Source organism: Paenibacillus sp. YAE3 (assembly GCF_057546105.1).
This window is the reverse complement of the sequence record NZ_BAAIYF010000001.1, coordinates 378,812-403,656: the sequence shown is the minus strand read 5'-3', so window position 1 is coordinate 403,656 and position 24,845 is coordinate 378,812. Positions and strand designations below refer to the sequence as shown.

At 55.3% G+C, this 24,845-nt stretch carries 24 protein-coding genes and 1 other annotated feature; of the genes, 7 read left to right on the top strand and 17 right to left on the bottom strand.

What is annotated here, in order from left to right; all coding sequences use genetic code 11:
* The 11 genes from AC27KL_RS01835 to AC27KL_RS01785 all read right to left on the bottom strand — a co-directional run bounded on the left by AC27KL_RS01835 (nucleotide 1) and on the right by AC27KL_RS01785 (nucleotide 11,623).
* Nucleotides 1-426 (bottom strand): DUF1801 domain-containing protein, encoded by a 426-nt coding sequence (locus tag AC27KL_RS01835; RefSeq protein WP_487168592.1) that lies wholly within the window; start codon nucleotides 424-426, stop codon nucleotides 1-3.
* Between the two features lie 96 nt (nucleotides 427-522).
* Entirely contained in the window at nucleotides 523-2,304 is a 1,782-nt protein-coding gene (locus AC27KL_RS01830) for a DUF5050 domain-containing protein (RefSeq protein WP_487168591.1), read from the bottom strand.
* 264 nt (nucleotides 2,305-2,568) lie between these two features.
* Nucleotides 2,569-3,741 carry an MFS transporter gene (locus AC27KL_RS01825; RefSeq protein WP_487168590.1) on the bottom strand — a complete coding sequence of 391 codons (1,173 nt, stop codon included), beginning with the start codon at nucleotides 3,739-3,741 and terminating at the stop codon, nucleotides 2,569-2,571.
* 75 nt (nucleotides 3,742-3,816) lie between these two features.
* Nucleotides 3,817-4,365 carry a TetR/AcrR family transcriptional regulator gene (locus AC27KL_RS01820; protein WP_487168589.1) on the bottom strand — a complete coding sequence of 183 codons (549 nt, stop codon included), beginning with the start codon at nucleotides 4,363-4,365 and terminating at the stop codon, nucleotides 3,817-3,819.
* A 186-nt stretch (nucleotides 4,366-4,551) separates the two neighbouring features.
* Nucleotides 4,552-5,784 carry an aminopeptidase gene (locus AC27KL_RS01815; protein WP_487168588.1) on the bottom strand — a complete coding sequence of 411 codons (1,233 nt, stop codon included), beginning with the start codon at nucleotides 5,782-5,784 and terminating at the stop codon, nucleotides 4,552-4,554.
* Nucleotides 5,785-5,974: 190 nt separating this feature from the next.
* Complete coding sequence (locus AC27KL_RS01810) at nucleotides 5,975-6,625, bottom strand: amino acid ABC transporter permease (protein ID WP_339323122.1); 651 nt, start codon at nucleotides 6,623-6,625, stop codon at nucleotides 5,975-5,977.
* A 41-nt stretch (nucleotides 6,626-6,666) separates the two neighbouring features.
* Nucleotides 6,667-7,332, bottom strand: a complete 666-nt coding sequence (locus AC27KL_RS01805) for an amino acid ABC transporter permease (protein ID WP_212948664.1) — start codon at nucleotides 7,330-7,332, stop codon at nucleotides 6,667-6,669.
* Between the two features lie 83 nt (nucleotides 7,333-7,415).
* Nucleotides 7,416-8,222 (bottom strand): glutamate ABC transporter substrate-binding protein, encoded by an 807-nt coding sequence (locus AC27KL_RS01800; RefSeq protein WP_487168587.1) that lies wholly within the window; start codon nucleotides 8,220-8,222, stop codon nucleotides 7,416-7,418.
* Between the two features lie 66 nt (nucleotides 8,223-8,288).
* Nucleotides 8,289-9,017, bottom strand: a complete 729-nt coding sequence (locus AC27KL_RS01795; RefSeq protein WP_036713440.1) for an amino acid ABC transporter ATP-binding protein — start codon at nucleotides 9,015-9,017, stop codon at nucleotides 8,289-8,291.
* A gap of 178 nt (nucleotides 9,018-9,195) precedes the next feature.
* Entirely contained in the window at nucleotides 9,196-9,897 is a 702-nt protein-coding gene (locus AC27KL_RS01790; protein ID WP_487168586.1) for a YcnI family copper-binding membrane protein, read from the bottom strand.
* 55 nt (nucleotides 9,898-9,952) lie between these two features.
* A complete protein-coding gene (locus AC27KL_RS01785; protein WP_339323125.1) occupies nucleotides 9,953-11,623 on the bottom strand; it encodes a copper resistance CopC/CopD family protein in 1,671 nt (556 codons plus the stop codon).
* A gap of 665 nt (nucleotides 11,624-12,288) precedes the next feature.
* On the opposite strand from AC27KL_RS01785, the gene AC27KL_RS01780 reads away from it, so the two are divergent.
* Entirely contained in the window at nucleotides 12,289-12,456 is a 168-nt protein-coding gene (locus tag AC27KL_RS01780; protein ID WP_197070030.1) for a hypothetical protein, read from the top strand.
* A gap of 148 nt (nucleotides 12,457-12,604) precedes the next feature.
* Here the strand turns inward: AC27KL_RS01780 and AC27KL_RS01775 are convergent, their stop codons facing one another.
* Nucleotides 12,605-14,464, bottom strand: a complete 1,860-nt coding sequence (locus AC27KL_RS01775) for a bifunctional diguanylate cyclase/phosphohydrolase (protein ID WP_487168585.1) — start codon at nucleotides 14,462-14,464, stop codon at nucleotides 12,605-12,607.
* Nucleotides 14,465-14,731: 267 nt separating this feature from the next.
* Between AC27KL_RS01775 and AC27KL_RS01770 the strand changes: the two genes are divergently transcribed.
* From AC27KL_RS01770 to nfsA, 6 genes are all read left to right on the top strand, one after another.
* Nucleotides 14,732-15,097, top strand: coding sequence for a metal-sensitive transcriptional regulator (locus AC27KL_RS01770; protein WP_339323128.1), 366 nt, complete (start codon nucleotides 14,732-14,734; stop codon nucleotides 15,095-15,097).
* A gap of 45 nt (nucleotides 15,098-15,142) precedes the next feature.
* Entirely contained in the window at nucleotides 15,143-15,343 is a 201-nt protein-coding gene (locus AC27KL_RS01765; RefSeq protein WP_036713454.1) for a copper ion binding protein, read from the top strand.
* Between the two features lie 164 nt (nucleotides 15,344-15,507).
* The gene (locus AC27KL_RS01760; protein WP_487168584.1) at nucleotides 15,508-17,949 is read left to right on the top strand and encodes a heavy metal translocating P-type ATPase; all 2,442 of its coding nucleotides are present in this window, start codon (nucleotides 15,508-15,510) and stop codon (nucleotides 17,947-17,949) included.
* 65 nt (nucleotides 17,950-18,014) lie between these two features.
* Nucleotides 18,015-18,244: a binding site (T-box leader), on the top strand.
* Nucleotides 18,245-18,332: 88 nt separating this feature from the next.
* On the top strand, nucleotides 18,333-19,883 hold the full coding sequence (locus AC27KL_RS01755; RefSeq protein WP_487168583.1) for a 2-isopropylmalate synthase: 1,551 nt from the start codon (nucleotides 18,333-18,335) through the stop codon (nucleotides 19,881-19,883).
* Nucleotides 19,884-19,921: 38 nt separating this feature from the next.
* Nucleotides 19,922-20,398 (top strand): YbaK/EbsC family protein, encoded by a 477-nt coding sequence (locus tag AC27KL_RS01750; protein WP_487168582.1) that lies wholly within the window; start codon nucleotides 19,922-19,924, stop codon nucleotides 20,396-20,398.
* Nucleotides 20,399-20,514: 116 nt separating this feature from the next.
* A complete protein-coding gene (nfsA, locus tag AC27KL_RS01745; RefSeq protein ID WP_487168581.1) occupies nucleotides 20,515-21,258 on the top strand; it encodes an oxygen-insensitive NADPH nitroreductase in 744 nt (247 codons plus the stop codon).
* 21 nt (nucleotides 21,259-21,279) lie between these two features.
* Here the strand turns inward: nfsA and AC27KL_RS01740 are convergent, their stop codons facing one another.
* From AC27KL_RS01740 to AC27KL_RS01720, 5 genes are all read right to left on the bottom strand, one after another.
* Entirely contained in the window at nucleotides 21,280-22,059 is a 780-nt protein-coding gene (locus AC27KL_RS01740; protein WP_487168771.1) for a TatD family hydrolase, read from the bottom strand.
* 208 nt (nucleotides 22,060-22,267) lie between these two features.
* Entirely contained in the window at nucleotides 22,268-22,729 is a 462-nt protein-coding gene (locus tag AC27KL_RS01735; protein ID WP_487168580.1) for a DUF3888 domain-containing protein, read from the bottom strand.
* Between the two features lie 171 nt (nucleotides 22,730-22,900).
* Nucleotides 22,901-23,734, bottom strand: a complete 834-nt coding sequence (locus AC27KL_RS01730) for an ABC transporter ATP-binding protein (RefSeq protein ID WP_487168579.1) — start codon at nucleotides 23,732-23,734, stop codon at nucleotides 22,901-22,903.
* 29 nt (nucleotides 23,735-23,763) lie between these two features.
* Complete coding sequence (locus AC27KL_RS01725; RefSeq protein ID WP_487168578.1) at nucleotides 23,764-24,525, bottom strand: ABC transporter permease; 762 nt, start codon at nucleotides 24,523-24,525, stop codon at nucleotides 23,764-23,766.
* Entirely contained in the window at nucleotides 24,522-24,815 is a 294-nt protein-coding gene (locus AC27KL_RS01720) for an MTH1187 family thiamine-binding protein (protein ID WP_339323136.1), read from the bottom strand. Before AC27KL_RS01720 ends, AC27KL_RS01725 begins: the two co-directional genes overlap by 4 nt.
* Nucleotides 24,816-24,845: the final 30 nt, after the last annotated feature.

Sequence of the window (24,845 nt, the reverse complement as noted above, 5' to 3'; positions counted from 1 at the left end):
TCACTCCCCGCCAGGATACGTCTCCCGCAAAAACTTCACCGACTGGCGAATCAGCTCCTTAAGAACTTCCACGTCAATGTCCGCCACTTTGTTAATGTAAACGCAGCCTTTGCCTGACGTATGTTTTCCAAAATCCTTGAGCAACGCCTCACGCTGATCGTCTCCCGGGGCCAAATACAGGCTGATTTTTGCTTTTCGCGGGGAAAACGAGACGAGCGGCGCATCTCCCTCATGGCCCGAAGCGTATTTATAATGGTACGAACCGAAGCCGATGATGCTGGGTCCCCACATTTTTGCCGGATAACCCGTCGTTTCCGTAAAAAGATCCAGCAGCTTGTACGCATCCTCGCGTTTGCCGGGGTGGTCGATTTGCTCGATGAATTCGATGACGCTGTTTTCGGTTTCCTTCGTTTTCAGCTCATACATGAACCGGCACTCCTTTGCGGGGCATTCGCCTGTTTGCCAATCATCATACCTTTTTTCGGACGGTATTTCACCTCGTCGCTGTTCCGGGGTTATCCGTTACTTTACGGAGTAAATTCCATCTTTGTAGACCAGCGTATAGATCATGCCCTCGTCCGTCAGGAAGGCGTCGCGAATGCTGTCGTTCACCAATCGGACGTTGCTGCCTTTGGCATCGACCTTGTACAATCCGGGTTCATACCCGTTCGATACATAATACAGGCCTGTTTTGCCCGCGTAAAATGATGTGACCGATTTGTCGCTTCGTTTGAATTCTTTTCCCGCCGACGGGTCGTATTGATACAAATCCCCTGGGATGGAATCCTTGCCTGCCTCATTTGAGGTGTAATAAAAGCTTCCGTTTGCAAATTGGACGTTCAGCATTTTTCTAGACACAACGGTTTCGGGGGTTGCTCCGTTCAGGTTGGTTTTGCTCAGGTAACCCGATTCGGCGTTGATATAATAAACATCGCTGCCGATCATCCAAAAGTGGCTGGCCGGAGGCGTCAGTTTCGTCTGCGTCGAGTCTGTCGGATTAATTTTGTACACCGCGCTTTGGTCGTTCGGATCGGCTTCTTTATAACCTAACGTATACAGGTAGCCGTCTTTTACGTACATGGTGTTGTTCGATGCATAACCTATTCCGCCATCCGGGCTAAGCATCCGGTTAACCCCGTAAGCAAACTCCGGTTGGCCGATCGGCTTTTGTTCCCCTGTTTTCAGGTTGACGCGAGCCAAATTGCCCGACATGTCGGTCATGAAATTAAAGTTGGCCTTGTACAGATAATCCCCGGACTTCACGTATCCGGCAAAACTTTTGGCACCGGCTACCGGTTTTAACACGCCTTTTTCGACTTTGTACAAGTCCACCCGGCCCAAAGTGAGTTCCCCGTTATTCAATGTGACAAACAAATCGTTATCGATCGATTCGACGCTGCCCAGAAAAAGCCCTTGATCCGGTCCCATCGGCTTCAGCGAACTGATTTTTTGCGGTTTCTGAGTTTTTAAATCCAGTGCATGCAGTTCGGCCTGGTTGTTGATGTATGTCGCATAATAAAGCTTGCCGTTAAGAACTTGAAGCGATGTTATCTGCGGTTTCCCGGGCAGCTGGATCTGAACGTCTTTTTGCCCGTCCGTTTTTTTGAATACTTGCTCGATGGTATCGTTTTTGGTATACGTTCGTTTGATATAGTAAGTCGTATTTCCATACAGGGTTAACGGCGAGATATCTGCCGACTTCACCAAAGGCTTCCGCGGATCGGTCAGCTGCGTTTTGATGCGGTCTTTGAGGGCGGCAGACTGCGTATCCTGCAAATCCACGGGAGCGCTTCCCATCAGGAGGAGTCCGTCGGACCATTGAATGTTTTTTCCGAGCGCTTCGGCTGTGCTTTTTAATGGAAGCATGATCTGGCCGTCTATTTTTTGCGGCGCGGCGTCTATCTCGCGGGGTTCGTTGTTGATCCGCATCGTGGTGCTGTTCACCTTCAGCTTGATGGTCTTCTTTGTCTCGTAGTTTACGAGCATCACATCGTCGGGACTTTTCGGCTCCCAAATGGCCTGCCAGGTTCCTTGGCCCTTGTCCAGCTCGTTGGCGAGCGTGCTCATCAAGCGGATCGGGACGTACACGCGTCCTTCGCGCTGAACGATCCGGTAATCGCTGAAATGATTGGCCATTTGCCCGTTTATATAGGCTTTTCCCTGAAAGTTTTGCGGGATGATCACGATGTGGTCGAATGCCTTGCTTAAAGGCTCCGGGGTGGTGCTTTCAGCCGCGTAAGCGGGAATGCTGCCGAATGCGAGCCAGGCAGACAACAACAGGGCGATGCTTTTGGATTTGTTCATTTGTTCCTCTCCTTGTCAATGGTTTGCTGGAAAACGGAAGTTGAAATAGCATGTTTAGGGATGAGATGCACACGGAAGATGTTTAAAAGTATAGACGCAAAAAGGAGGGGAGAGGTTACCGTCTGATTTTCCAACGTGAAAAGAAAAGCCCTTCCGCACCCGGAAAGGCTTTAACGACCAATCAGCTTCGGACCGTCTTTAACGCCGTTGCCCATTTATTGTTAGTTAGTTATAACTAACATCCCGTTCGAAAAAAACTTCGCCTTAAGATGAAAAATCGCTATTCCCCGATAGCTCCTCCTTTCCTCGCAGTATGGTTCTTCTGACAAAAACGGCGAAAATGAGCAAAGAAAGAAGTCCGGACACCGCGCATGCGGCAAACAAGAAAGGGTAACCCAGGTACTGGGAAATCAGGCCGAGAACCATCGACCCCAGGCCGATCCCCAAATCCATGGCGGTGAAAAAGGAAGCGTTGGCCACGCCTTTTTTCGTTGGGGCGACGAGGTTGACGGTTGCCGTCTGCAGCGTGGGCTGCGCCGATCCGAAGCCGATTCCGTACAACACCGCGGAGCACATCACGCCCACGTAACCGGTGGATATGCTTAACACCGCCAGCGCAATGACCGCAATGATCACGGCCGGGATAACGACTGCCCCTTCGTTGTACCGATCCGCCAGTTTTCCGGCAAAGGGACGGGTAATCGTAAGGACGATGGCGTAAACCAAAAAGAACGTGCCTGCATTGACTTGAATGGATTCGGCAAACAGGGGGAGGAACGTGGTGATCCCGCCGTACGTCAGCGCCAGAAAAAATATCGATGCCGATATAGGCAGCACGGATTTGTCGAAAAACGCCATTTTGTTTTTGCGGTCCGACCGGAAGGCGGGGACCCTGATAAACAATGCAATCGCGATGGCGGCGGCAGACAGGCAGGAGGCAAGCAGAATGGTGCGGTCAAAGGCGTAATGGCCGATCATCCACACCCCGACGATGGGGCCGATGGCCATCGATACCGTCATGGACAGCCCATACCATCCCATACCTTCGCCCCGGCGCTCCTCCGGTATGACGTCGGTGATCGAGGTTCCGATCGACGTCGTGGAAAGGGCCCAGCCGAAGCCGTGCAAAATCCGCAGCAGCAGCAACAGGACGAGTCCGCTGGCCCAGTTGTACAAAAACATCGAGACGGCAAACAAAACAAGTCCCGCCAGGATAAACGGACGTCTGCCAAAACGGTCCAGAAGTCCGCCGACGATGGGGCGGGCAACCACCGCGGATAACGTAAACCCGCCGATGATGAGTCCCAGCTGTGCTTCGTTGGCGCCGAGTTCCTTGATGTGCAGCGGCAGCGTCGGAAGCAGGATATAAAAACCGAAACATAAGAAAAACAACGTCACCATCAATCCGACAAACGTTTTGGTCCACAATCGGTCCATAAAGCAGCCTCCTCTATGAGCATGGTAATTATATATATGTTAGTTACTAGTAACTAACATTCAATCCAAAAAAAATTATGCCTTTAACCCTCTGGCTAATATGGATATCGATTCTTCGATGTGGTCTTCCCGTACTTCAGGGACGATTCCCTCCAGCATCGTGCTTGCCACGAACTTCCCGTAATTGAACTTCATGACCGTCAGAGCCTGGATTTCAGGGTCGCCTTGAACGACTTTGCCCTTTTCCTGCATGGTTTTGAGATATTCGGCGACGATGCTTAGGAACCTCACAGCATTGTTGTGCACACCCCGATGGATTTGAGGCATCGTTTTTCGTTCCATGACGGAAATCAAATAGATTTTTTTATCTCTTTTTAGTACGTCATGGTACAGTTTGCTGATCATCAATAAATCGGCATCGAGCTCATACGTGATGTTCTGCTTAATGATCTGCTCGATCGGGGTGGAGAACATGTAATGCTCCAAAATAGCTTCCAAAATCGCCTTCTTAGAGCCAAACGTCCGAAAAACGGTCATCTCGCTGACGGATGCGGCGGCGGCAATTTCCTTGATCGTAACGGCTTTATAGCCTTTTTCGGACATGAGTTCGACGGTGGCTGCCAATATTCGGTCGGCCGTGTTTTCGGTTTTGGTACTCAGACGGTATCACCTCGCTGCTGCGTTAGTTAGCGACAACTAACATTTTTGCTTATATCATATAATTCCAGTCCTTGGATGTCAAGGGGGGTTAGGAGCCCGACCGACGAAACGATCGGAGCTCCTGCTTTTTTTGATGATGATCGATTCAAACTAAAATGCCCAATTACCGTTCCGGAACACCGGCTCGATGGCGCCGTCGGCGGTAATGCCGTCAATGTCCATGTCCGCCGAGCCGATCATGAAGTCGACGTGAATCAGGCTGTGGTTCAGCCCGGCTTGGTCCAGCTCTTCGCGGGACATTGCCAATCCGCCTTCCACGCAGGTCGGGAATGCATCGCCCAGAGCCAGGTGGTTGGAGGCATTTTCGTCGTACAACGTGTTGAAAAAAATCAAATCCGACTCGGAAATCGGGGAGCGATGCGGCACCAGCGCCACTTCGCCCAAATAACGGGCGGCTTCGTCGATGCTGAGCATCGTTTGTAACGATTCATAACCCGTTTCCGCGGAAAAATCGACGACTTTGCCGTTTTCGAACGTCAGGCTGAAATTTTCGATCAGGTTGCCCTGATAGCTGAGCGGTTTGGTGCTGCGGACGACGCCGCGGGTTCCTTCCTTGCGCGGCGACGTAAACACCTCTTCGGTTGGCACGTTCGGGTTAAACGGGTTGTTCTGCGCGTTGACCGCGGTGCCGCCGTTCCAAATATGATGATCCGGAAGCTCGACCGTCAGGTCGGTGCCCGGGGCGCGATAATGCAGCTTTTTGTATTGTTTGCGGTTGAGGTACGCCCTTTTGTCATGAAGGGTTTCGTTATGCTCATGCCAAGCCTGTACCGGCTGCTCCCGGTCGGCGCGGGACGCCTTGAAAATGGCCTCCCACAGCGCTTGGATCGCCGCTTCCTTGTCGAGGTCCGGGAATACGAGCTTCGCCCAGCCTTCGGACGGCACGCCGATGATCGACCACGTGAATCTGCTGGCGGACATGTCCGCCCTCCATTTGGCCAGCGCTGCTCCGGCGACTTTGGAACTGGCTGCAATCCGTTTCGGATCGATGCCTTTTAGCAGTTCCGGGTTGCTGGATTCGAGAAACAAAAAGGCCCCGCCTTCCTCGCCGAACTGCTGCACCGCTTGCGCTCTCCATGCCGGATAGGTTTCAAAAGCTTCGTCCGGCGCGAGGCGGTATTTGATCTGCGTGCTGATCTCATCCTGCCATTCGATATGGACGAGTTTGGCACCGGCTTTATAGGCCTGCTCCGTCACCAGACGAACGAATTCGGGCTGATGGATCGGCGCGCTGATCCACAGCGATTGGCCCGGCTGAATGTTCACCGCGATTTTGACGGCCAGCTCGGCGTATTTTTCTAAACAGCTTTGGAAATGTATCATGATTTCCTCCTTCGGAATCGGGATCAGGATATATCCATTCGTCTTTTGCGGTTCGATTTCCTTTTTTGGAGGCCGAGAAGACGCCATGCAAAAAAAGGGCAACCCCTTTGTAAGCAAACGGGCTGCCTCTTTCCGATTTGTCATCCGGGCGGAGAGTCCGGTTAAAGGGAGCCAGAAACGTCCGGACGGGTTATGCGGTTTTGGCTTCGAGCCGCCGGGCAATGATGGATAGGGTATAGTTGACGGCAAAATACAATACGGCGGCCAAAAGCAGGGACGGGATGACATAGTTCGGGCTGTGCCCTTGCAAGATCTGGATGTTATGCATCATTTCCGGAAGCAAAATAATGACGCAAAGCGAGGTATCCTTGAGCAGGGAGATGAACTGGCTGACGATCGGCGGCACCATGCGGCGCAGCGCGAGCGGGAGAATGATGTAGCGCATCGTCTGCATGTAGCCGAGCCCGGAGGAACGGGCGGCTTCGATCTGACCGCGGTCCACAGAGTTGAGGCCGCCGCGGACGATTTCGGAGATCATCGCGCCTTCGAAAATGGTCAGGGCGGAGACGGCCGCCCACAACAGCGGGAGCTTGACCCCGACTAACGGAAGAACGATATAGATGAAATAGATGATCAGCAGCAAAGGCAAATTGCGGATCAGATCGATGATGACGGCTAAAACACGATACAGGATCGGAATGCGGGCATAACGAATGGCGCCGAGCAGCGTACCAAGCACGAAGCTGAACGCGATCGAAAGGGCAGCCACGAGAAGGGTGACGCCGAATCCCTGCAAAATGAAGGAAAGGTTCGGCCAGGAGTACGCTCCCGCAAAATCCATGCTTTAAGCCTCCTTTCGCAAAAGTGATGCGTTTCCCCGGTCTAACGGTCCGCGGCGCGGAACCTCCGTTCCATGTAATGCACCGCCATGCTCAACGGCAGGGTCAGGATAAGGTAAAATAAAGCCACGATCGTGTAGACGGTTAACGGCAGGAAGGTGTCGGCATTGATCAGGTCGGCATAATACATCAAATCGAAGCCGGAGACGACGGCGAGAATGGACGAGTTTTTCACCAGGTTAATAAACTGATTGCTGATTGAAGGCAGCACGATTTTGATCGCTTGCGGCAGGATGATATGCACCATCGTCTGCATATAGGAAAGCCCCGTTGCCCGGGCCGCTTCGCTCTGGCCGGATGGCACGGACTGGATCCCTGCGCGGATGGCCTCGGCGATGAAGGATGCGGTATATACCATCAGGCCGAGGGTGCCGGACGTAAAACCGTCCAGCGGCACGCCAAGCGTCGGCAGCCCGAGGAAAAAGACGAATACGACGAGCAACAGGGGGATATTGCGGATGAATTCGACGTAAGCGGTACCGATCCAGTTCAGCGGCTTCAGCGGCGCGATGCGCATGACGGCGATGATCGTCCCGAGAATGAAGCTGCCGACAAGGGCAAGGGCGCTGGAACCGATCGTATGCAAAAAACCTGCGGAAAACCGGTCCCAATGGTCAAAAAGGATGTGGATGTCGAACTTTCCCTCCATGCTTAAACTCTCCTTTCCCTAAAGATAAGCCCGAAGGAGGACGGGGGGAGGCTGAAGCCTCCGATGGATGCCGCAACTTTCCCTTACTCCGGCTTCACGCCCATCCATTGCTCGTATAACTTGTCGTATTCGCCGCTTTCTTTCATTTCCTTCAACAGGTCGTTGACGACGCCGACGAATTCCGAGTCCCCTTTTTTGATGGCGATGCCGTAAGGCTCGTCGGTGAAGTTGCCTCCGACCAGCTCATAATTTGGATCCTGCTTCTGCATGCCGAGCAAAATGGCGTTGTCGGTCGTCAGGGCGTCCCCTTGGCCGGCTTTCAGCGCGGTGAACGCATCCTGGTAGTTTTCGAATTCCAGCACCGTGGCGTCCGGCGCTTTTTCGCGGATGTTTTTCGCCGAAGTCGAACCTTTTACGGCCAACACTTTGGTTCCTTTTTTCAAATCCTCCAGGCCTTTGATGGGGCTGCCCTTTTTGACAAGAAGGGATTGGCCCGCCTTAAAATAGACATCGCTGAAGTCGACCTGCTTCTTGCGGTCTTCCGTGATGGTCATCGTCGCGATGATCAGGTCGATATCGCCGTTTTGCAGCAGCGGAATCCGGGTTTTGGAGGTAACCTCCTTCAGCTCCACCTTGTTTTCGTCGCCGAGGATCTTTTTGGCGAGCGCTTTGGCGATGTCGATATCGAAACCTTCGACCTTGCCCGTAGCCGGGTCCTTCAGCCCGAACAGCTTCGTGTCGTATTTCACGCCGGCGATGACCTTGCCGCGCTCCTTGATGGCCGCCAGGGTGCCTCCCTCGGCGTTCTTTTTCCCGCCGCCGCAGCCGGCAAGCGCCAGGCAGGCGGCAAGCAGGATCAGCAGCAGGCTGACATAAGATCTTTTTTTCATTCGTTTTTACCCCTTTCTTTTTGCGTGTTCCCGAAGCATATGTAAGCCGCAGTGATCAATCATCAATCAATGCCGGATCAGGCGGCTGAGGAACAGTCTGGCCCGCTCCTCGCGCGGCTCCCGGAAAAAATCGGCGGCCGTTGCTTCTTCGAGGATTTGGCCGTTGTCCATGAATACGATCCGGTCCGCGGCTTCCCGGGCAAATCCCATCTCATGCGTGACGATGACCATCGTCATGCCCTCATGGGCCAGATCCCGCATGACGTCCAGCACTTCGCCGATCATTTCCGGATCGAGGGCGGAGGTGGGTTCGTCGAACAGCATGATTTTCGGCTTCATGGCGAGCCCTCTGGCAATCGCTACCCGCTGCTGCTGGCCCCCGGAGAGCTGGGAAGGATAACTTTCGGCCTTGTCGGCGATGCCGACCCGCTTCAAATACGCAAGGGCTCTTTCCTCCGCCTCCGCCTTGCTTAAGCCGAGCACCTTCATGGGAGCGAGCGTGATATTGTCGATCACTTTTTTATGGGGATACAGGTTAAAATGCTGGAATACGATGCCGATGTCGCGGCGGAACCGGTTAATGTCGATTTTTTTATCGTGCAGCGGCGTGCCGGCCACAACGAGCTCGCCGGAGGATATCGTTTCCAAGCGATTGATGCAGCGGAGCAGCGTGCTTTTGCCGGAGCCGGAGGGACCGATGATGACGACAACCTCGCCTTCTTCGATCCGCAGATTGATATTTTGCAGAACCTGAAAGCTGCCGTAAGCTTTGTCGACCTTGCGAAACTCGATCATATCGATGACCTCCCTTCGTAAATGGTTGCGCCCGGCTTCCAAATTGGACGCCATACATCTTTACAATATATGGCCGGGCTACGGGCATCATGCTAAATATTGCAACCTGCATGTCCGCTTCTGGTGAACACGAAAAAGCCCGAGCCTATCCTAGGCACGGGCTTTCAGGATCTTATAGCTACCGTTTTTTCTTGGCTAGTGCGGCAACAAGAGAAATGATGGACAACACGAGCGCGGCAATCGAGACGACCAGCGTAGCGGTTTGTACGCCACTGGAGGACGAGTTGTCGGAGGCGGCGGGAGCCTTAGCGGCGTTTTCCGCGCTGCCTGCGTTCCCTTGCGTCTGGTCTTGCTGTCCTCCGGCCGCGGCATTGTGGCCGTGATCGGCCGGTGCAGCGGCCTGACCGGCAGCGGTCGTGATTTTCGTGATCGAATGCGGGGATTCGGAGCCTTCGTCGCCGCTCCATTCCACGATGCTTCCGTCTTTGTAATACTGGAACGCATCCCAGGCGACTTCCGTTTCTTTGCCGGGATTATGGGCCACGAAATTGAACTGCTGGAATTCGCCGGCTTGAATGCCTGCGCCGGTCGCTTCCCAGGTGATGCTGCTGATTTTGCCGGAGCCGTCCTTTTCGGTGGCGACTTTCCAGTCCGGAACCGGCTGATAGTTCATCAGTTCGACGCCTTCCGGCACTTTCAAGGTGACTTTGGTCGTCGGGATTTCTTTTTCGGACGGAATTTTGATCGTATAGGTTTCCCAGGCATCGGGCTGGGAAACGGCGGGCTTGACGGTGACATGCGCGCTGGCGATCCCCGAAAAGAGCAGGAAACCCGCCGCGGCGGTCGCAATAAACGGAAGACGTTTAAACAGTTTCATCATCGTTTCTCTCCTTATTTGCATTTTGGATTTGTTTCAACATTTTCATTTCATGGCCTTAATGATTACCGACATGAATGACGATATCGGTGTCCCAGGACTCGAGCTTGTCGGTCAGGACGTGCACATGGACGTTCCATTTACCGGCCATCGTGATCAGATTGCTAGCTTTGAAGCCTTCCGGCTTGCCGCCCGGCATCACGATTTCGTATTTGCCCATGTCCATGTCAAGATGCGTCAGCGTGAGCTTCACCTGCTGAATCGCCGTCACGGGCTGCCCTTGACCGTCTTTGATTTGCACCTCGAATTCGTTCGTGCCTGTTACGTTCGGAGTGATTTTCAGCGCGACGACCGCTTTGTTTTCCAGCGTCTGCTGCACGTCGACCGGGCCGGGCGAAGAAGCCGCCGTAGGCATGTTGGTCAGGGCCGCCGCCAGTACCAGGGCCAATACGCCTGCCGTAAGTTCAAACCACACGCCCGCCCCCAAGGATTGTTTGCCTTCTTTGCCGCGCAGCCAGTTCATGGCGGCGCAGCCGACCATGACGAGAAGCAGGGCGCTTTTGCCGTATAGGATCTTTCCGTACGCCGTGTGGAAAAGCGAATACCACGTCGGCACGTTTTGCAGGCTGGCATATACTCCGCTGATCAGAATCAGGACCACGAAGACCGTGCCCCATAAGCTGAATCTCCGGATGACGGCAAAATATCCCTGTTTTCGTTCCTCGGCTCCGGACGGCAGGGCCGCTTCTTTCGGCAGCAGCGCCCCGAAGGCCAGCAGACTGCCGAGCCACAGGGAAGCGGCGCCTAAATGAAGGAAGTCCATCGCGATGCCGAGCGCTTTTTGCGAAGAGGCGGCCGGATGGCCGATAAAAGCTTTGGCCAGCAGCAGGACCATCACGAGCAAAAAGGCGACCGTACCCGCGATGTAGGCATTGTCCTTGTCCTTGATTTTCGGCAGGGCGTAGGCGAGACCGATAAGAATCGCCAGCAGCAGCAGCTGCACCAGCCAGACTTCGCCGAAGCTCGTAATCCGCAGCATTTTGAGCAGCAGGGACGGGTCGGCCGCAACGCCGCTCCAGCCGACGCCGGCATCGATCCCCGTTTGCAGCGGCAGACTGATCAGGAAGCTTGCGGCGAACACGGCGATGCTGATCCACATTAGCCACAAGCTCCGGCGCGACCACGGCGGACGGATTCCCGCACCGGCCGGAAGCAGGTACAGCTGGTAGAAATAAACGCCTGCAAGGAAGGCCAGGCTGATGTAAATAAGCCAGCGAATGGCGATCAGGTCGGCGCCGGGCCAACCGGCGGACACGACCGTTTCGGACCCGGCCGCACCGCTGCCGCCTTCACCGATCCGGAACGAATAGGTTCCTTCGATGGGGTGCCCGTCGGCGGATACCGCTTTCCACTGCACGGCATAAATGCCGTTGGGAAGATTCGGCTGCAGGTCGGCCTCGAGCGCCGAGTTTTCCCCTTCGGGGAAACGGCTTTCGCTCGCGTTGACCGTCTTGCCGGCGGAGTCCGTCACTTTGATTGCGTGGAAAGCCTTTTGCAGCGGTTCGTTGAAATAAATGTCAATTTTGGCCGGAGGCTTTTGGAGCGCCTCGTTTTCGGCCGGAGACGATTTGACGATATACGCATGGGCCGAAACCGTTCCGGGATACAGCAGCAGGACGGCAAGGATCACCGTCATCAAACCGGAAAGCAGCCGCGTTTTTGTGTTCAATGGATCACCTTCGATCTGGGGATTTGCAAAAAGGCGTTGGTGTGGAAAGCCTGTTTGCAAACCACCGGATTGTTGTTCTTTGGGAAGAGGATTTTGCAAAATGTGATGAAATATACGCCTGAACGGCAATGAAGGACAAAGGTTCGCCCCTTCCGTCACGTTTCCTTTAGCCCAGAAATCATTGTATAGCCGGACTTTCCGGAAGGAAATGACCCGTGTGGGCTATAAGGACCACGGACAAACTTCCGCCCGAAACCGAAAATGCCTCAAACCCGCGGCGCAGCGGGGAAAGACGGGCATGTGGCAAAATTCCGAAAAGTGCAGGAAAACGAAGCATTTGGTGGAAGGGAAGCGCTGCGGTTTCCAACCGGATCAAGCTCAGGGATTTTTTGTGAACGTCCAAGCCGGCGATGCCCTTCATCTGGAAGGAAGAGGGGCATCGCTTCCGGTACATGAAGGCGCATCGGCTCTCTAACGGGGGATAAGGGAGGAAATCGGAGCATCTTTCCGGCTGGCACCGTTTATGGCGGGCTCCCGCGGGCTCAGCTGTCTCAGGGAAGTTTCTGGTTTTTTCTGAACGTTTTCAATATTTTTCACATCGCTTTATAATGAATAAATAAGAAAAACTTCCCGAGCAGGGGAAATCATTTATCAGGAGTGATGACATGAGCCAGGCCGTATTGGAGCGTCGCAGCGAGATGCTGAAGAAACACATTCAACAACTGCTTATCCGGGATAACCAGCACGGAATCAGCCGGCAGCAGAGCTTGTTTCTGCAGCAAATGATCAAGGAGCTTCATCAGACTTCGCATGAAATGAACGGCAGCAAATAAGACTTAGGCAACGTGTGCAGGAACCGGAATCATTTTGGATGTTCATAAGATCAGAATAAGGCTGTTCCCCAGAACCGCACCCCATGTAGACGAGAACAAAACTACGATGGGGGGCCGGGTTCAGGGAACAGCCTTTTTGTTCATTGTATTAACCCAAGGTTGGGTGCTCTTCTCCGTTTGTGTCCCAGACGCCCACGCCTTTTTCTTCAATGTATCCGATGAACAGTCCGGCAAGCTCGGGATCGAACTGGGTCCCCGAACAGCGGCGAAGTTCCTCCACGGCTTCCTGGACGGATTTGGTCGGCTGGTAAGGCCGTTCCGAGGTCATCGCGTCGAAGGAATCGATGATGGTCAGCATCCGGCATAATAGCGGGATTTCGGCCCCTTTATAGCCGTGGGGATACCCGGTACCGTCAAACCGTTCATGATGCAGCTCGATATACGGCGCGAGATCCTTGAATTTGTCGCTTGTGATCGCCATTTCCTTGCCCCAGTTGACGTGTTTCCGGACCGCGGCCCATTCTTCGGGAGTCAGCTTGCCTTTTTTGTTCAAAATTTCCCATGGAATTTCCAATTTGCCGATGTCGTGGATCAGGGCGCCGAGCACGAACTGCCTGCGGGCACTCGGATCGAGCTTCAATAGCAGGCTCATGTCCATGGCATAGCGGAATACCCGCTTGGAATGTTTAAACGTATTGATGTCTTTATACAAAAAGAGATTCAGCAGCTGCTCGATGTCCCGCACATCCTGCGCGATTTCGATTTCTTGCTCGAGCGGGACGGAGCTGCCGTAGATGTACGCGACATTTTTGCCCTGCTTTTTGGCGTCGTACAGCGCCTGATCCGCCTGCAGGACAAGCATGGATTTGTCGTGGATGTCGATATGGTAACCGGAAATGCCCGCCGAGAAGGAAAGGCATGCATGCGGCAAAATTTCTACTCCGGCAAAGGGCGTATCGTTGACCTTTTTGCGCAGCCGGTCCACGAACACAAGCGCCTCCTGTTCGGTAAACCCGGGCATCAGCAGCGTAAATTCCTCTCCGCCGTACCGGGAAGCGGTGATGTTCGCCTGCTCGGCTTCCTCTTTCAAGATGGACCCGAGCAGCCCCAGCAGCTTATCTCCTTCCAAATGGCCGAAATGGTCGTTATACCGTTTGAAATCGTCGATATCGATCATGACCAGGGAAAGGGGGGAGCCCTCGGACCGGGCCTGCCGGATTTCGTCCTCGAGAAGGCTTTCGAAATAGCTGTGATTGAACAGCCCCGTGCGCTGATCCCGGATCGCCCGTTCCTGAAGCTGCAAATACATATCGAACAGCTTTTTGAAGAGGTGGGACAAAAAAATGCTGATGCCGAGGAACAATACGAGCCCGGTCACCCCGTTGTTTTCGATCAGAATGGTAAGAACGAGCGACAGAATCAGGATGCACGTGTACACAAGCGCCGACTCCTGCAGCAGCCCCCTGACGGTGGCGCCGATCCGGCTCCGGTCAGTGAGATAATAATAGATTCCGATGCAGAGGACATTGACGGCGAAGTATATAATCAGGGCGCCTACATAAGATAGTAAATGCCGGTTTTCCAATTGTCCCAGCCGGCCTCCAAGCCCGCCGAAAACGGCGCCGGCCGCGCTGATCATGATCGCGTAAATGGAGAAATTGGTAAAATGCTTCCATCCCGACACCTTCCGCTCGACAAGGGCGAACAGAAGCGAGCTCAGGAAAAGGAGGGCAAGCGCCGCCGGCGTCCCGTAAATAAAGAGGCAGGCAAGGTACACCGCCGAATCCATCGACTGTTTGTTGCCTTCCGGGGGAATCTGAAAAGTATAAAAATATAGGACAAGAGACGCCGCGAACATCGACGCCGGCACCGCCCACTGTCCGGACGCAAAATCCCAAGAAAGACGGCTGATTTGCAGCCCAAACAGGAAGGTGCCGAGGACGCAGAACAAAAGGGCATTCATGTTTGCCGTAAACCAGGATCGCATGATCGGGTATTTTTTTACCATGGATATTTCCCCTGTTCAATCAGATTGTTCTGAAAGTTGAAGCATGAAGCAAATCCTATCAAAACAACATTGCTTGTTAAATCAATATAAGGGAATCGTTTTTAGTTCGCAAATATTGTTTCGCATTCCATGCAGCGGGTTGGCAAAAAAACGAAAACCGGGCCAGGGGAAATCGGATGCGGCGATGCCGATGAATGCCGCTTGCATACCTAGAGGGGGTATAGTATAATGATCTCGAAGGCTTCGATATAAAGGAGGTGGAGTGAGATGATTGCCCAGACTGAACTTAAGGAGAAAGATCCGGCCGGAAACGATGCCGGGCTTCGGAGCGATGCCTGTTCGGAAGGCTGCAGCGAGCGGCACAGCCACCATTCGAGTCAAACGAAAAATAATCTCATCACCCGCCTGAACCGCATCGAAGGACAGATTCGCGGCGTCAAGGGCCTGATCGAAAAGGACACCTATTGCGACGACGTCCTGAATCAGATCGCTGCGATCCAGGCCGCTCTCAACGGGGTCGGCAAACTGCTGCTGGAAGGCCACATGAGAAGCTGCGTGGTCGAACGGATTGAATCCGGGGAATACGAAGTCATCGACGAACTGCTCGTCACCGTCAAGAAGTTAATGAAATGACATCCCGCTGCCGGGATGAACCAAAATCCGAGGAGGAAATATACCATGAAAAGCGTAACTTTGAATGTTCAAGGAATGTCCTGCAGCCATTGCGTCAATGCGATCGAAGGCGCCATGAAGGAAATCGGCGCAACAGGCAAAGTCGATTTGGCCGACAACAAAGTAACGGTGGATTTTGACGAAAATAAATTAAGCCTCGAGAAAATCAAGGAAGCCATCGAAGAGCAAGGCTACGATGTAGTTTAAGATTTTCGGCGTGGAGTTTCTGGCGGCGGCTGACCTTTTGACAGGTCGGCCGCCGCCTTTTTGTTTTTTATTTTGCGCCGGCGCCAAGGTTTGTCCTTCTGAGAATGAGCCGTCCTGCATATAATACGCCAACAGGGTATGACTTGCGGAAAGGAGCCGGGACTATGGAACGGAATACGGGGAACCGGGAGCACGAAAGGCAAGCGACGCTGCTAATTACCGGGATGACGTGCGCCGCCTGCGCGGCCCGGATCGAAAAGGGCCTCGGCCGGATGGAGGGCGTCGTGCGGGCCCATGTCAACTTGGCTTTGGAGCAGGCGACCGTCTCCTACGACCCGAAACATACGGATCTGGGAAAAATGGAGGAAAAGATCGGATCGCTCGGCTACGGGATGATGAAGGAGACGATGGATTTCGATATTTCCGGGATGACGTGCGCCGCTTGCGCGGCCCGGATCGAAAAGGGGCTCGGCCGAATGCCCGGGGTTACGCGGGTAAACGTAAACCTGGCGCTGGAGACGGCCCGCGTGGAATATGCGGCAGGCATGGTCACCGTAAAAGACATGGAGAAAAAAGTGGAGCAGCTCGGCTATAAAGCCGTGCCGAAACGGGAAGCGAAGGACAGCGCCGAGCTCCGCCGGCAGGAGATTGGCCATAAACGCTTCAAATGGATGATGGCGGCCATTCTTTCCCTGCCGCTCTTGTGGGCGATGACCCAGCACTTCCCCATGACGTCTTGGATTCCGGTGCCTTCGCCGTTTCTAAATCCATGGTTTCAGCTGGCGCTGGCCACGCCGGTCCAATTCCTGATCGGCGGGCAGTTTTATGCGGGCGCCTATAAATCGCTGCGGAGCGGAAGCGCCAATATGGACGTGCTGGTGGCGCTCGGAACGTCTTCGGCCTACTTTTACAGCTTGTTCTTGACTATCCGCTCCCTCGGATCGGACATGCACCATCCGGCGGAGCTGTATTACGAAACAAGCAGCGTTCTGATTACGCTGATTCTGGTAGGCAAATGGTTCGAAGCCTTGGCCAAAGGCCGCTCTTCCGAAGCCATTAAGAGCCTCATGGGGCTGCAGGCAAAAAGCGCGCTTGTGCTCCGCGACGGGCGCGAGACGAGCATTCCGATCGATGAGGTGAAGACCGGGGATACGGTCATCGTGAGGCCGGGCGAAAAAATACCGGTAGACGGATGGGTGCTTCAGGGCGTGTCCTCGGTCGACGAATCGATGCTGACGGGGGAAAGCCTTCCTGTCGCCAAACGCGAGGGCGATGCCGTCGTCGGCGCCACGATGAACAAGAACGGCATGCTGCGCATCCAGGCCGCCAAGGTCGGCGGCGATACGGCCTTGGCCCGGATTATCAAGGTCGTGGAAGAAGCCCAGGGCTCGAAGGCGCCGATCCAGCGGATCGCCGACGTTATCTCGGGCATTTTCGTCCCGATTGTCGTCACGATCGCCATCGCCGCGTTTCTGGTTTGGTATTTCTACATTCTTCCCGGACAGTTCCCGGCCGCGCTCGAAAAAGCGATCGCCGTGCTGGTCATTGCCTGCCCGTGCGCGCTTGGACTGGCGACGCCGACATCGATCATGGCCGGCTCAGGCCGGTCCGCCGAGCTCGGCATCCTGTTCAAGGGCGGGGAGCATCTGGAAGCGGCCCAGGGGATCGAAGTCGTCGTGCTGGATAAAACGGGGACGGTCACCAGCGGCAAGCCGATGCTGACCGACGTCATCCCGGCGCCGCTTATGACGCAGCAATCGCTGCTCCGGACGGCGGCGGCCGTCGAGCGCAAGTCCGAGCATCCGCTTGCCGAAGCCATCGTGGCCGGAGCGCTCGAGCGGAGCAAGGCGCTGCCGCTGCCGGAAGCGAAGGACTTCGAAAATTTGCCGGGATACGGCGTTTCCGCCCGAGTGGACGGGCGGCCCGTGCTTGTGGGCACCCGCAAGCTGATGGAAGAGCGGGGCATCCGTATCGACCCGGCCATACATCCGATGAGGCTGCTTGAGGATGAAGGCAAAACGGCGATGCTTGTCGCCGTGGACGGCAAATACGCAGGGATGGTCGCCGTGGCGGATACGATCAAAGACACCTCCCGCGAGGCGGTATCCCGTCTGCATCAATTGGGCATCGAAGTCATCATGGTTACCGGCGATAACGAGCGTACGGCCAAAGCGATCGCCGACCAGGCGGGGATCCGCCGCGTGCTGGCCGAGGTGCTGCCGGAAGCCAAAGCCGATGAGGTCAAAAAGCTGCAGCAGGCGGGCAAACGCGTCGCCATGGTCGGCGACGGCATCAATGACGCGCCCGCGCTTGCCACGGCCGATATCGGCATGGCGATCGGCACCGGAACGGACGTCGCGATGGAGGCGGCGGACGTCACGCTGATGCGCGGGGACCTGAACGGCATCGCCGACGCCATCTTGATGAGCCGCCGGACGATGGGGAACATCAAACAGAACATGTTCTGGGCACTCGCCTACAACACGATCGGCATCCCGATCGCGGCTGCAGGTTTTCTCGAGCCGTGGCTGGCGGGAGCGGCCATGGCTTTCAGCTCCGTATCGGTCGTCCTTAACGCGCTGCGCCTGCAGCGGGCGAATCCGTAAATATCCGATGGAAGAGGTTGACAACGAAAAGTTTCATGCCCTATAATAGCCAATAATTTATAAAACCAAATGTAGGGATTAGAAATAGTAGAGGTGAAATGACCTTTCAGAGAGCCGTTGGTTGGTGCGAAACGGCAGCGTCGATCACTTTGAACTCGTCTATGAACAGCTGCCCGACAATGTAGGGTTAGACGGCTTCCCCCGTTACAGGGATAGATGGTGATGGCCATCGAAAGAGATCATTTCGTTATGGAATGAATTAGAGTGGTACCGCGGGTTCAACCTCGTCTCTATACAGAGACGGGGTTTTTTTGTTGGTTAAAGTCCGGGTTTAACCAATAATCCTTCACTATATATCAAATAACCTTTGGGAGGAATGAACAATGAACCGTAACATTATCGTTTTGGACACGACGCTGCGCGACGGGGAGCAGGTGCCCGGCGCAAAACTGAACGTGCAGCAAAAGATCGAGTTTGCCCAGCAGCTGAAGCGGCTGAACGTCGACATCATCGAGGCGGGGTTCCCTGCGTCTTCCGCCGGCGATTTTCAAGCTGTCCAGGAGATTGTGCGCACGGTCGGCGACAGGGTATCGATTACGTCGCTGGCGCGCGCGGTGAAAAACGACATCGATGCCGTATATGAAAGCATCAAGCTTGCGCAGCACCCGTTCATCCATATCGTGCTCGGCACCTCGAACATCCATGTGGACAAAAAATTCAACCGTTCGAAGGAAGCCGTCATGCAGATGGGCGTCGACGCGGTCAAATATGCCAAAACGCTGCTGCCTGAAGTGCAGTACTCCACCGAGGACGCTTCCAGGTCGGACTTCGAATATTTGTGGCAAACGATCGAGGCCGTCGTCAAAGCCGGCGCAACCATCATCAACGTGCCCGATACGGTCGGGTACGCCGTGCCGGAGGAGTTCGGCGAGCTGATCCGCAAAATCAACGAGCGGCTGAAAAACTTGAACGACAAGGTCATCCTGAGCGTCCACTGCCATAACGACCTGGGGCTGGCCACGGCCAATACGCTGAGCGCGATCCATAACGGCGCCGACAAAATCGAGGTGACGATCAACGGCCTGGGCGAACGGGCGGGCAATACCTCGCTGGAGGAAGTGGTCATGGGCCTGAAGGTCAGAGAAAACTATTACGGCTGCAAGACCAACATCCAAACGACCGAGCTGCTCAAAACGTCCAGATTGCTGACCCATTTGACGGGGCTGGACGTGCAGGTCAACAAGGCCATCACGGGCGAAAATGCTTTTGCCCATTCCTCCGGCATCCATCAGGACGGACTGCTGAAAGACCGCCAAGTGTACGAAATCATGACCCCGGAAGAGGTCGGCGGGGAAAGCATGGAACTGATTTTGACCGCCCGCTCGGGCCGCCATGCCTTCAAAAACGCGGTGGAGAAAATGGGTTTCGACGTCAGCAACGCGGAGGATTTCGAATTGCTGTTCGGCAAGTTCCTCGCGCTGGCGGACGCCAAAAAAGAAGTGTACGACCACGACGTCTTTTACCTGGTGACCAATCACCGTATGTTGGACGAAAGCGCAAGCGGCCATTTGTATGAGCTGGAATCGTTCCAGGTCGTCACCAACGACTTGTATCCAACGGCTACCGTCAAATTGAAAAAAGGCTCCGAAATATACAAAGACAGCGCGGTGGGCGACGGCCCGATCGATGCTTTGTACAGCGTGATCAAATCGCTCGTCGGGCTGGACGTGCAGCTGAAGGACTACAAAATCAACAGCCTGTCCCGAGGCAAAGAAGCCGTAGGCCGCGTCAACATCCGGGTCGAATACCAGGGCAAAATCTACTCCGGACGCGCCATGGACACGGACATCATCAAAGCAAGCGCGCTGGCGTTCCTGAACGGCATCAATGCCGTGCTGCTGGACGCTTCCGGGTCGGCGCCGGCCGCCAAGTAAAAATCATTGAGGAACATATGAAACAAGGAGGAACAGACATGGGCGAAATTCATGAAGGGGTGCAGCAGGTGCAAGCCCTGCTGTCCGAAATGGGGTACGGCCATACCGTCGTTTGGCTGCCGGATAGCGCCAGAACCGCCCAGGAGGCGGCCGAGGCGATCGGGTGCGAGGCGGCGCAAATCGCGAAATCGATCATTTTCCGCCTGCAAAGCTCTGGTCAGCTGCTGCTGGTTGTCGCAAGCGGAGCGAACCGCGTCAACGAAAAGCGAATCGCGGATTATGTACACGATACATTAGGCAAAGCCGATGCCGATTTCGTGCGCGAGCGGACGGGTTTTGTCATCGGCGGGGTCGCCCCGGTCGGGCACCGGGAAAAGATGATCACCATCATCGACGAGGATTTGCTGCAATTCCGGACGATATGGGCTGCGGCCGGGCATCCGAAAGCCGTGTTTCAGCTGACGCCGGGCGAGCTCGTCGCGATGACGAAAGGGCAAGTGATGCCCGTAAAATAAAACGAAGGATCAAATTGGCGCAAAAGGCAAGGCTTCCGCAGCATTGAGACGAGGGTACGAGGGGATTATCATAGAAGATGAACCGTACAGATACGATCAGGAGGAGATTATTCAACATGAACGATACGATATCTTTATTGATGAATCATCGCTCGATCCGAAAATTCAAGGACCAGCCGGTCACCGAGGAGCAGCTCCGAACCATCGTTTCCGCGGCCCAAATGGCTTCCACCTCTAGCAATGTGCAGGCGTACACCGTCATTGCGGCGACGGACCCGGAACTCAAAAAAAGATTGGCGGAGCTGGCGGGGAACCAGGCTTACGTGGAGCAATGCCCGGTATTTCTCGTCTGGTGCGCCGATTTGTACCGGCTGAAGCAGGTGACGGCAGAGCCGCTGCAGGGCCGGGAGTCGCATGAGGATACCACTGAAAACTTTATCGTCGCGACGGTGGACGCCGCGCTGGCGGCCCAAAACGCGGCCATTGCGGCGGAATCGCTCGGCCTGGGCATCGTTTACATCGGGGGCGTTCGCAACCGGATTGCCGAACTGTCCGAGCTGCTCGGTCTGCCTGAGTTGGTATACCCGGTGTTCGGCATGTGCGTCGGCGTTCCCGACCAGGAGCCGGGACAACGCCCGCGACTGCCGCTGCCGTCCGTGCTGCACTATAACGGCTATTCCAAGGAACAAAGCGTGGCCCCGGTCCGGGAATATGACGTGACGATGGCCGCATACCTGAAGGAGCGGACCGGCGGCAAAAGGGATGCGACTTGGTCGCAAGTGATGGCCGACCGATTGGGCGAGCCGATTCGCCTGCACATGAAGCCGTTTCTGGATGAGAAAGGATTCATGAAGAAATAAGCCGCCTGGCGCGCGGCCCGGTTAAATTCCGTAAAAACGCCTTGCGTTCGAATATAAGCGCTGCCGGGATTCTTGCAGGGAAAAGCCTTGGATCCGGCTCCATTCTTCCGCTACCGCGGCGGTCATCCGCGGATGGGTCATCTGCCCGTCGAACGGACCTTCAAACGGCCACGGGCCGTCGGTTTCGGACATGACCTGACCGGGAGGATAGACGCGGGCGAGTTCGCGGATTTCCGGCTCATAGGCGATATCCGGCGTGAAAGAAACGTAGTAGCCGTTTTCTGCCATACGCCGCACCGTAGCGGGCGAACCTTTGAACCAATGGAAATGGGCCCGCTTCACGCCGTACCGTTCAAGCAGGCGGCAGGCGACGTCGGCATCCTCGTATACCGCATGAAGCACGACCGGCTTGTCATGTTCCTTGGCGAAGGCGATAAACCGTTCCAGCAGCTCCTCGTAAGGTTTGCCGTCGAACGGCCGGCCGGCTTCTTCGGCTTCCTTGCGCGTATAATACGGTAGACCGACTTCGCCGACGGCGACCATGTCATCGGCATGCCTCCGCATCCAGGCCAGCAGCTCGTCCACGTCGCTTGGCGCCGGGACGGGCTGTTCCGGGTGGTATCCGAAGGCCGGATAGACCAGGGAAGGGTATTGCCGGGCGAGCCGCAGATTGCTGCGTGCGGATTCCAGGTGCATGGAAACGGTAATGACGCCTGCGATGCCGGCAGCCGGCAAGCCGGATAGGATGTCCCGCTGCTGGGCATGGTCGTAAGCATCCAGATGGATGTGGGCGTCGATCAGCGGAGCCGCCTTTTCGTCCCGGGAAGGTTCGGCTTGAACGCTGTCGGCCGGGCGGGCTGCAAACTGAGGATTCGAATTCGGTTCAGGAGCAAAATTCACGGGTAAAATCCCTCCTTATTCGTCGTTCATCATGCGAATTATTCATTGTATGAACATGATTATAACAAATAGGCTTCGAGGGCTCCCGAAAAGGTGCGTTTTTCCGGTATCAGCGATTTTCCGCGCCGACCTTCAGCATATGCTGATAATTCGGAGGCAGCTCGTAGGTTTGCAGATGGCGGAAAGCCGCCAGCTTGACTTTGTCGGGGAACAGCGGAGAAATTTCAATCGTCATCCGGTCTTTCCCGACGCCGATATGCGGTCCTAGAACAGGGGAGACCTCAAGCGTGACGGAGAAGTGAAAGCCCCGGTCTCCCGGACCGCCGTTGACCCGTGTGGCCTGAAGGATTTCGATTTCGTAGGGGTAAACGAGCGGATTCGCCGTCAGCAGGTTTTGGTAATAATCGTTTACGGCGTTTTGGATTTCGGGAAGAAGCAGCTCCAGCATCATGTCTTGGTACAGCTGCAGCTTCGGCTCTTTCGGCTGAAGCTCCTCCGCGGCGGCAGCGGCGGGGCAAGAAGACAGGAAAACGGACAAGAGCAGCACGGCCGATCGTAGTTGGGATTTCATCGTTTCACCTCGTATACAACGTTCCCCTGATTTGGATGAAAATATTCGGCTTGTAAAACGATTCGAACATGATCGGAGATCAAGAACATCATCGGGGATCTATACAAAACGGCCCGTGCATGGGTTCCTTCCGGAACGGCAAGCACGGGCCGTTTTTTATGCGGCCGAATCTTAAGTGGCTCCTTGCATTTTCAGCTGCTCTTCGCGCAGCCAGCCGGACAGCTCGCGTCTGAGCCGGATGAAATCGGGATGCTCGATGATGTCCTCGCGGCGCGGGCGTTGGAACGGCACGTCGATCTCGTGAAGCACCGAGGCGGGACGGCTCGAAAACACGTAAATACGGCTGGATAGCAGCAGCGCCTCTTCGATATTATGCGTAATAAAGAGCACCGAGCGGCGGCTCTCCTCCCAAATATCGAGCAGCCAGCGCTGCATGTCGCTGCGGGTCAGGGCATCGAGCGCGCTGAACGGCTCGTCGAGGCACATCAGCTCCTGCGGGCTGAGCAGGGCGCGCAGGAAAGCGGCCCGCTGCTGCATGCCGCCGGACAGCGTATGCGGATGGTTTTTCTCGAATCCGCCAAGCCCGACCTTACCGAGCCATCGGCGGGCATTTTCGCGGGCTTCCCGGTCAACCTTCCCTTGGACCTCCTGGGACAGCAGAACGTTGTCTTCGATCGTCCGCCATGGGAACAAGGCCGGCTGCTGCGGCATGTAGCTGATATGTCCCTGCTGGCCGGTTACGTCCGCGCCGTTCATGCGTATGCTGCCCGCATCCGGTTTGACGAGGCCGCCGATGATATGGAACAGCGTGCTTTTGCCGCTGCCGGACGGTCCGAGGATGGAGACGAATTCGCCTTTGCCCACGGTCAGCGTTACGTCGTCCAGCACCTGCAGCCGGCTTCGCTTGGACCGGAAGGTTTTGCTGATGCCGGCCGCTTCGAGGGCGGGAACGGTTTGATGATCGCCGGTTTCCAGGGCAGCCGGCTTTTGTTCCAGCGTTGACATAGGTTTAGCAGCTCCTTTCTTTTCCGGTATCAGTTTTCCTGTTTCGGTTTCCACCGTACAAGCCATTTTTCAAGCAGGGCGATGATGCCGAACAGGAGCAGGCTTAGCGCCACGATGATCATGATGGCGACAAACATGCGATCGGTGCGGTAGCCCGATTTTTGCAGCATCATATAGTATCCGATCCCCTTGTCGGCACCGATCCACTCCGCGATGACCGCTCCCATCACGCTGTACGTCGCCGCGATTTTGACGCCCGAAAAGATCGCGGGCAGCGCGTGCGGCAGCTCCAGTTTGGCGAAAATTTGCCGCTTGTTCGCGCCGATCATCCGCATGTAATTCAGCATGACCCGGTCGGTCTGCTTCAGTCCGCCCATCGTGGCGACGGCAACGGGGAAAAAGCAGACCAGGGTAATGACGATCAGCTTGGGCAGCAGCCCGAAGCCGAACCAGATCATCAGGAGCGGGGCAAGCGCGATGGTCGGAATGTTTTGGCTCAAAATGAGCAGCGGGTACAAGGCCGACTTGAGAAACGGGATCAGGTGCAGGATCAGCGCGATGATCAGCCCGACCGCCGTTCCGATGATAAATCCTTCGAGCGTCAGCCTCACCGTGGCCCCGACATGGCCCCACAGATCCCCGGCCCCAACTGCGGTTTCCTTGGCGATATCCACCGGGGAGGGGAGGATCCATTTTTCGATATGAAACAGCGAGGTGCTCAGTTCCCATGCGACCAAAAAGAAGAGGACCGCCACAAAGGGCGGCCATACGCTATTCCACCAACGTCTCATGGACGGTATTTCTCCGTAAGCCGCTCCATGCTGATGCCGCCGGGACGATGGGCGATTTTGATCTGGGAAATGATGCTTGGGCTGCCCGCCTCCACAAGAGCTTCATGCATGCGGCGCACGACGTCGAGCAATTCCTCGAGTTCGCCTTCCATCGTCGTTTCAAGCGGGTGCACCTCGTATTTGACGCCAGACTTTTGGATCACTTCGATGGCGCGGTCGACGTAATCGTAGGAATCCTCGTTGTTCGGCGTTTTTGGAATGACCTGTATGCTGAGCAGGGTATGAGCCATATCAATCACGTCCTTTTAAAATTTGATGAT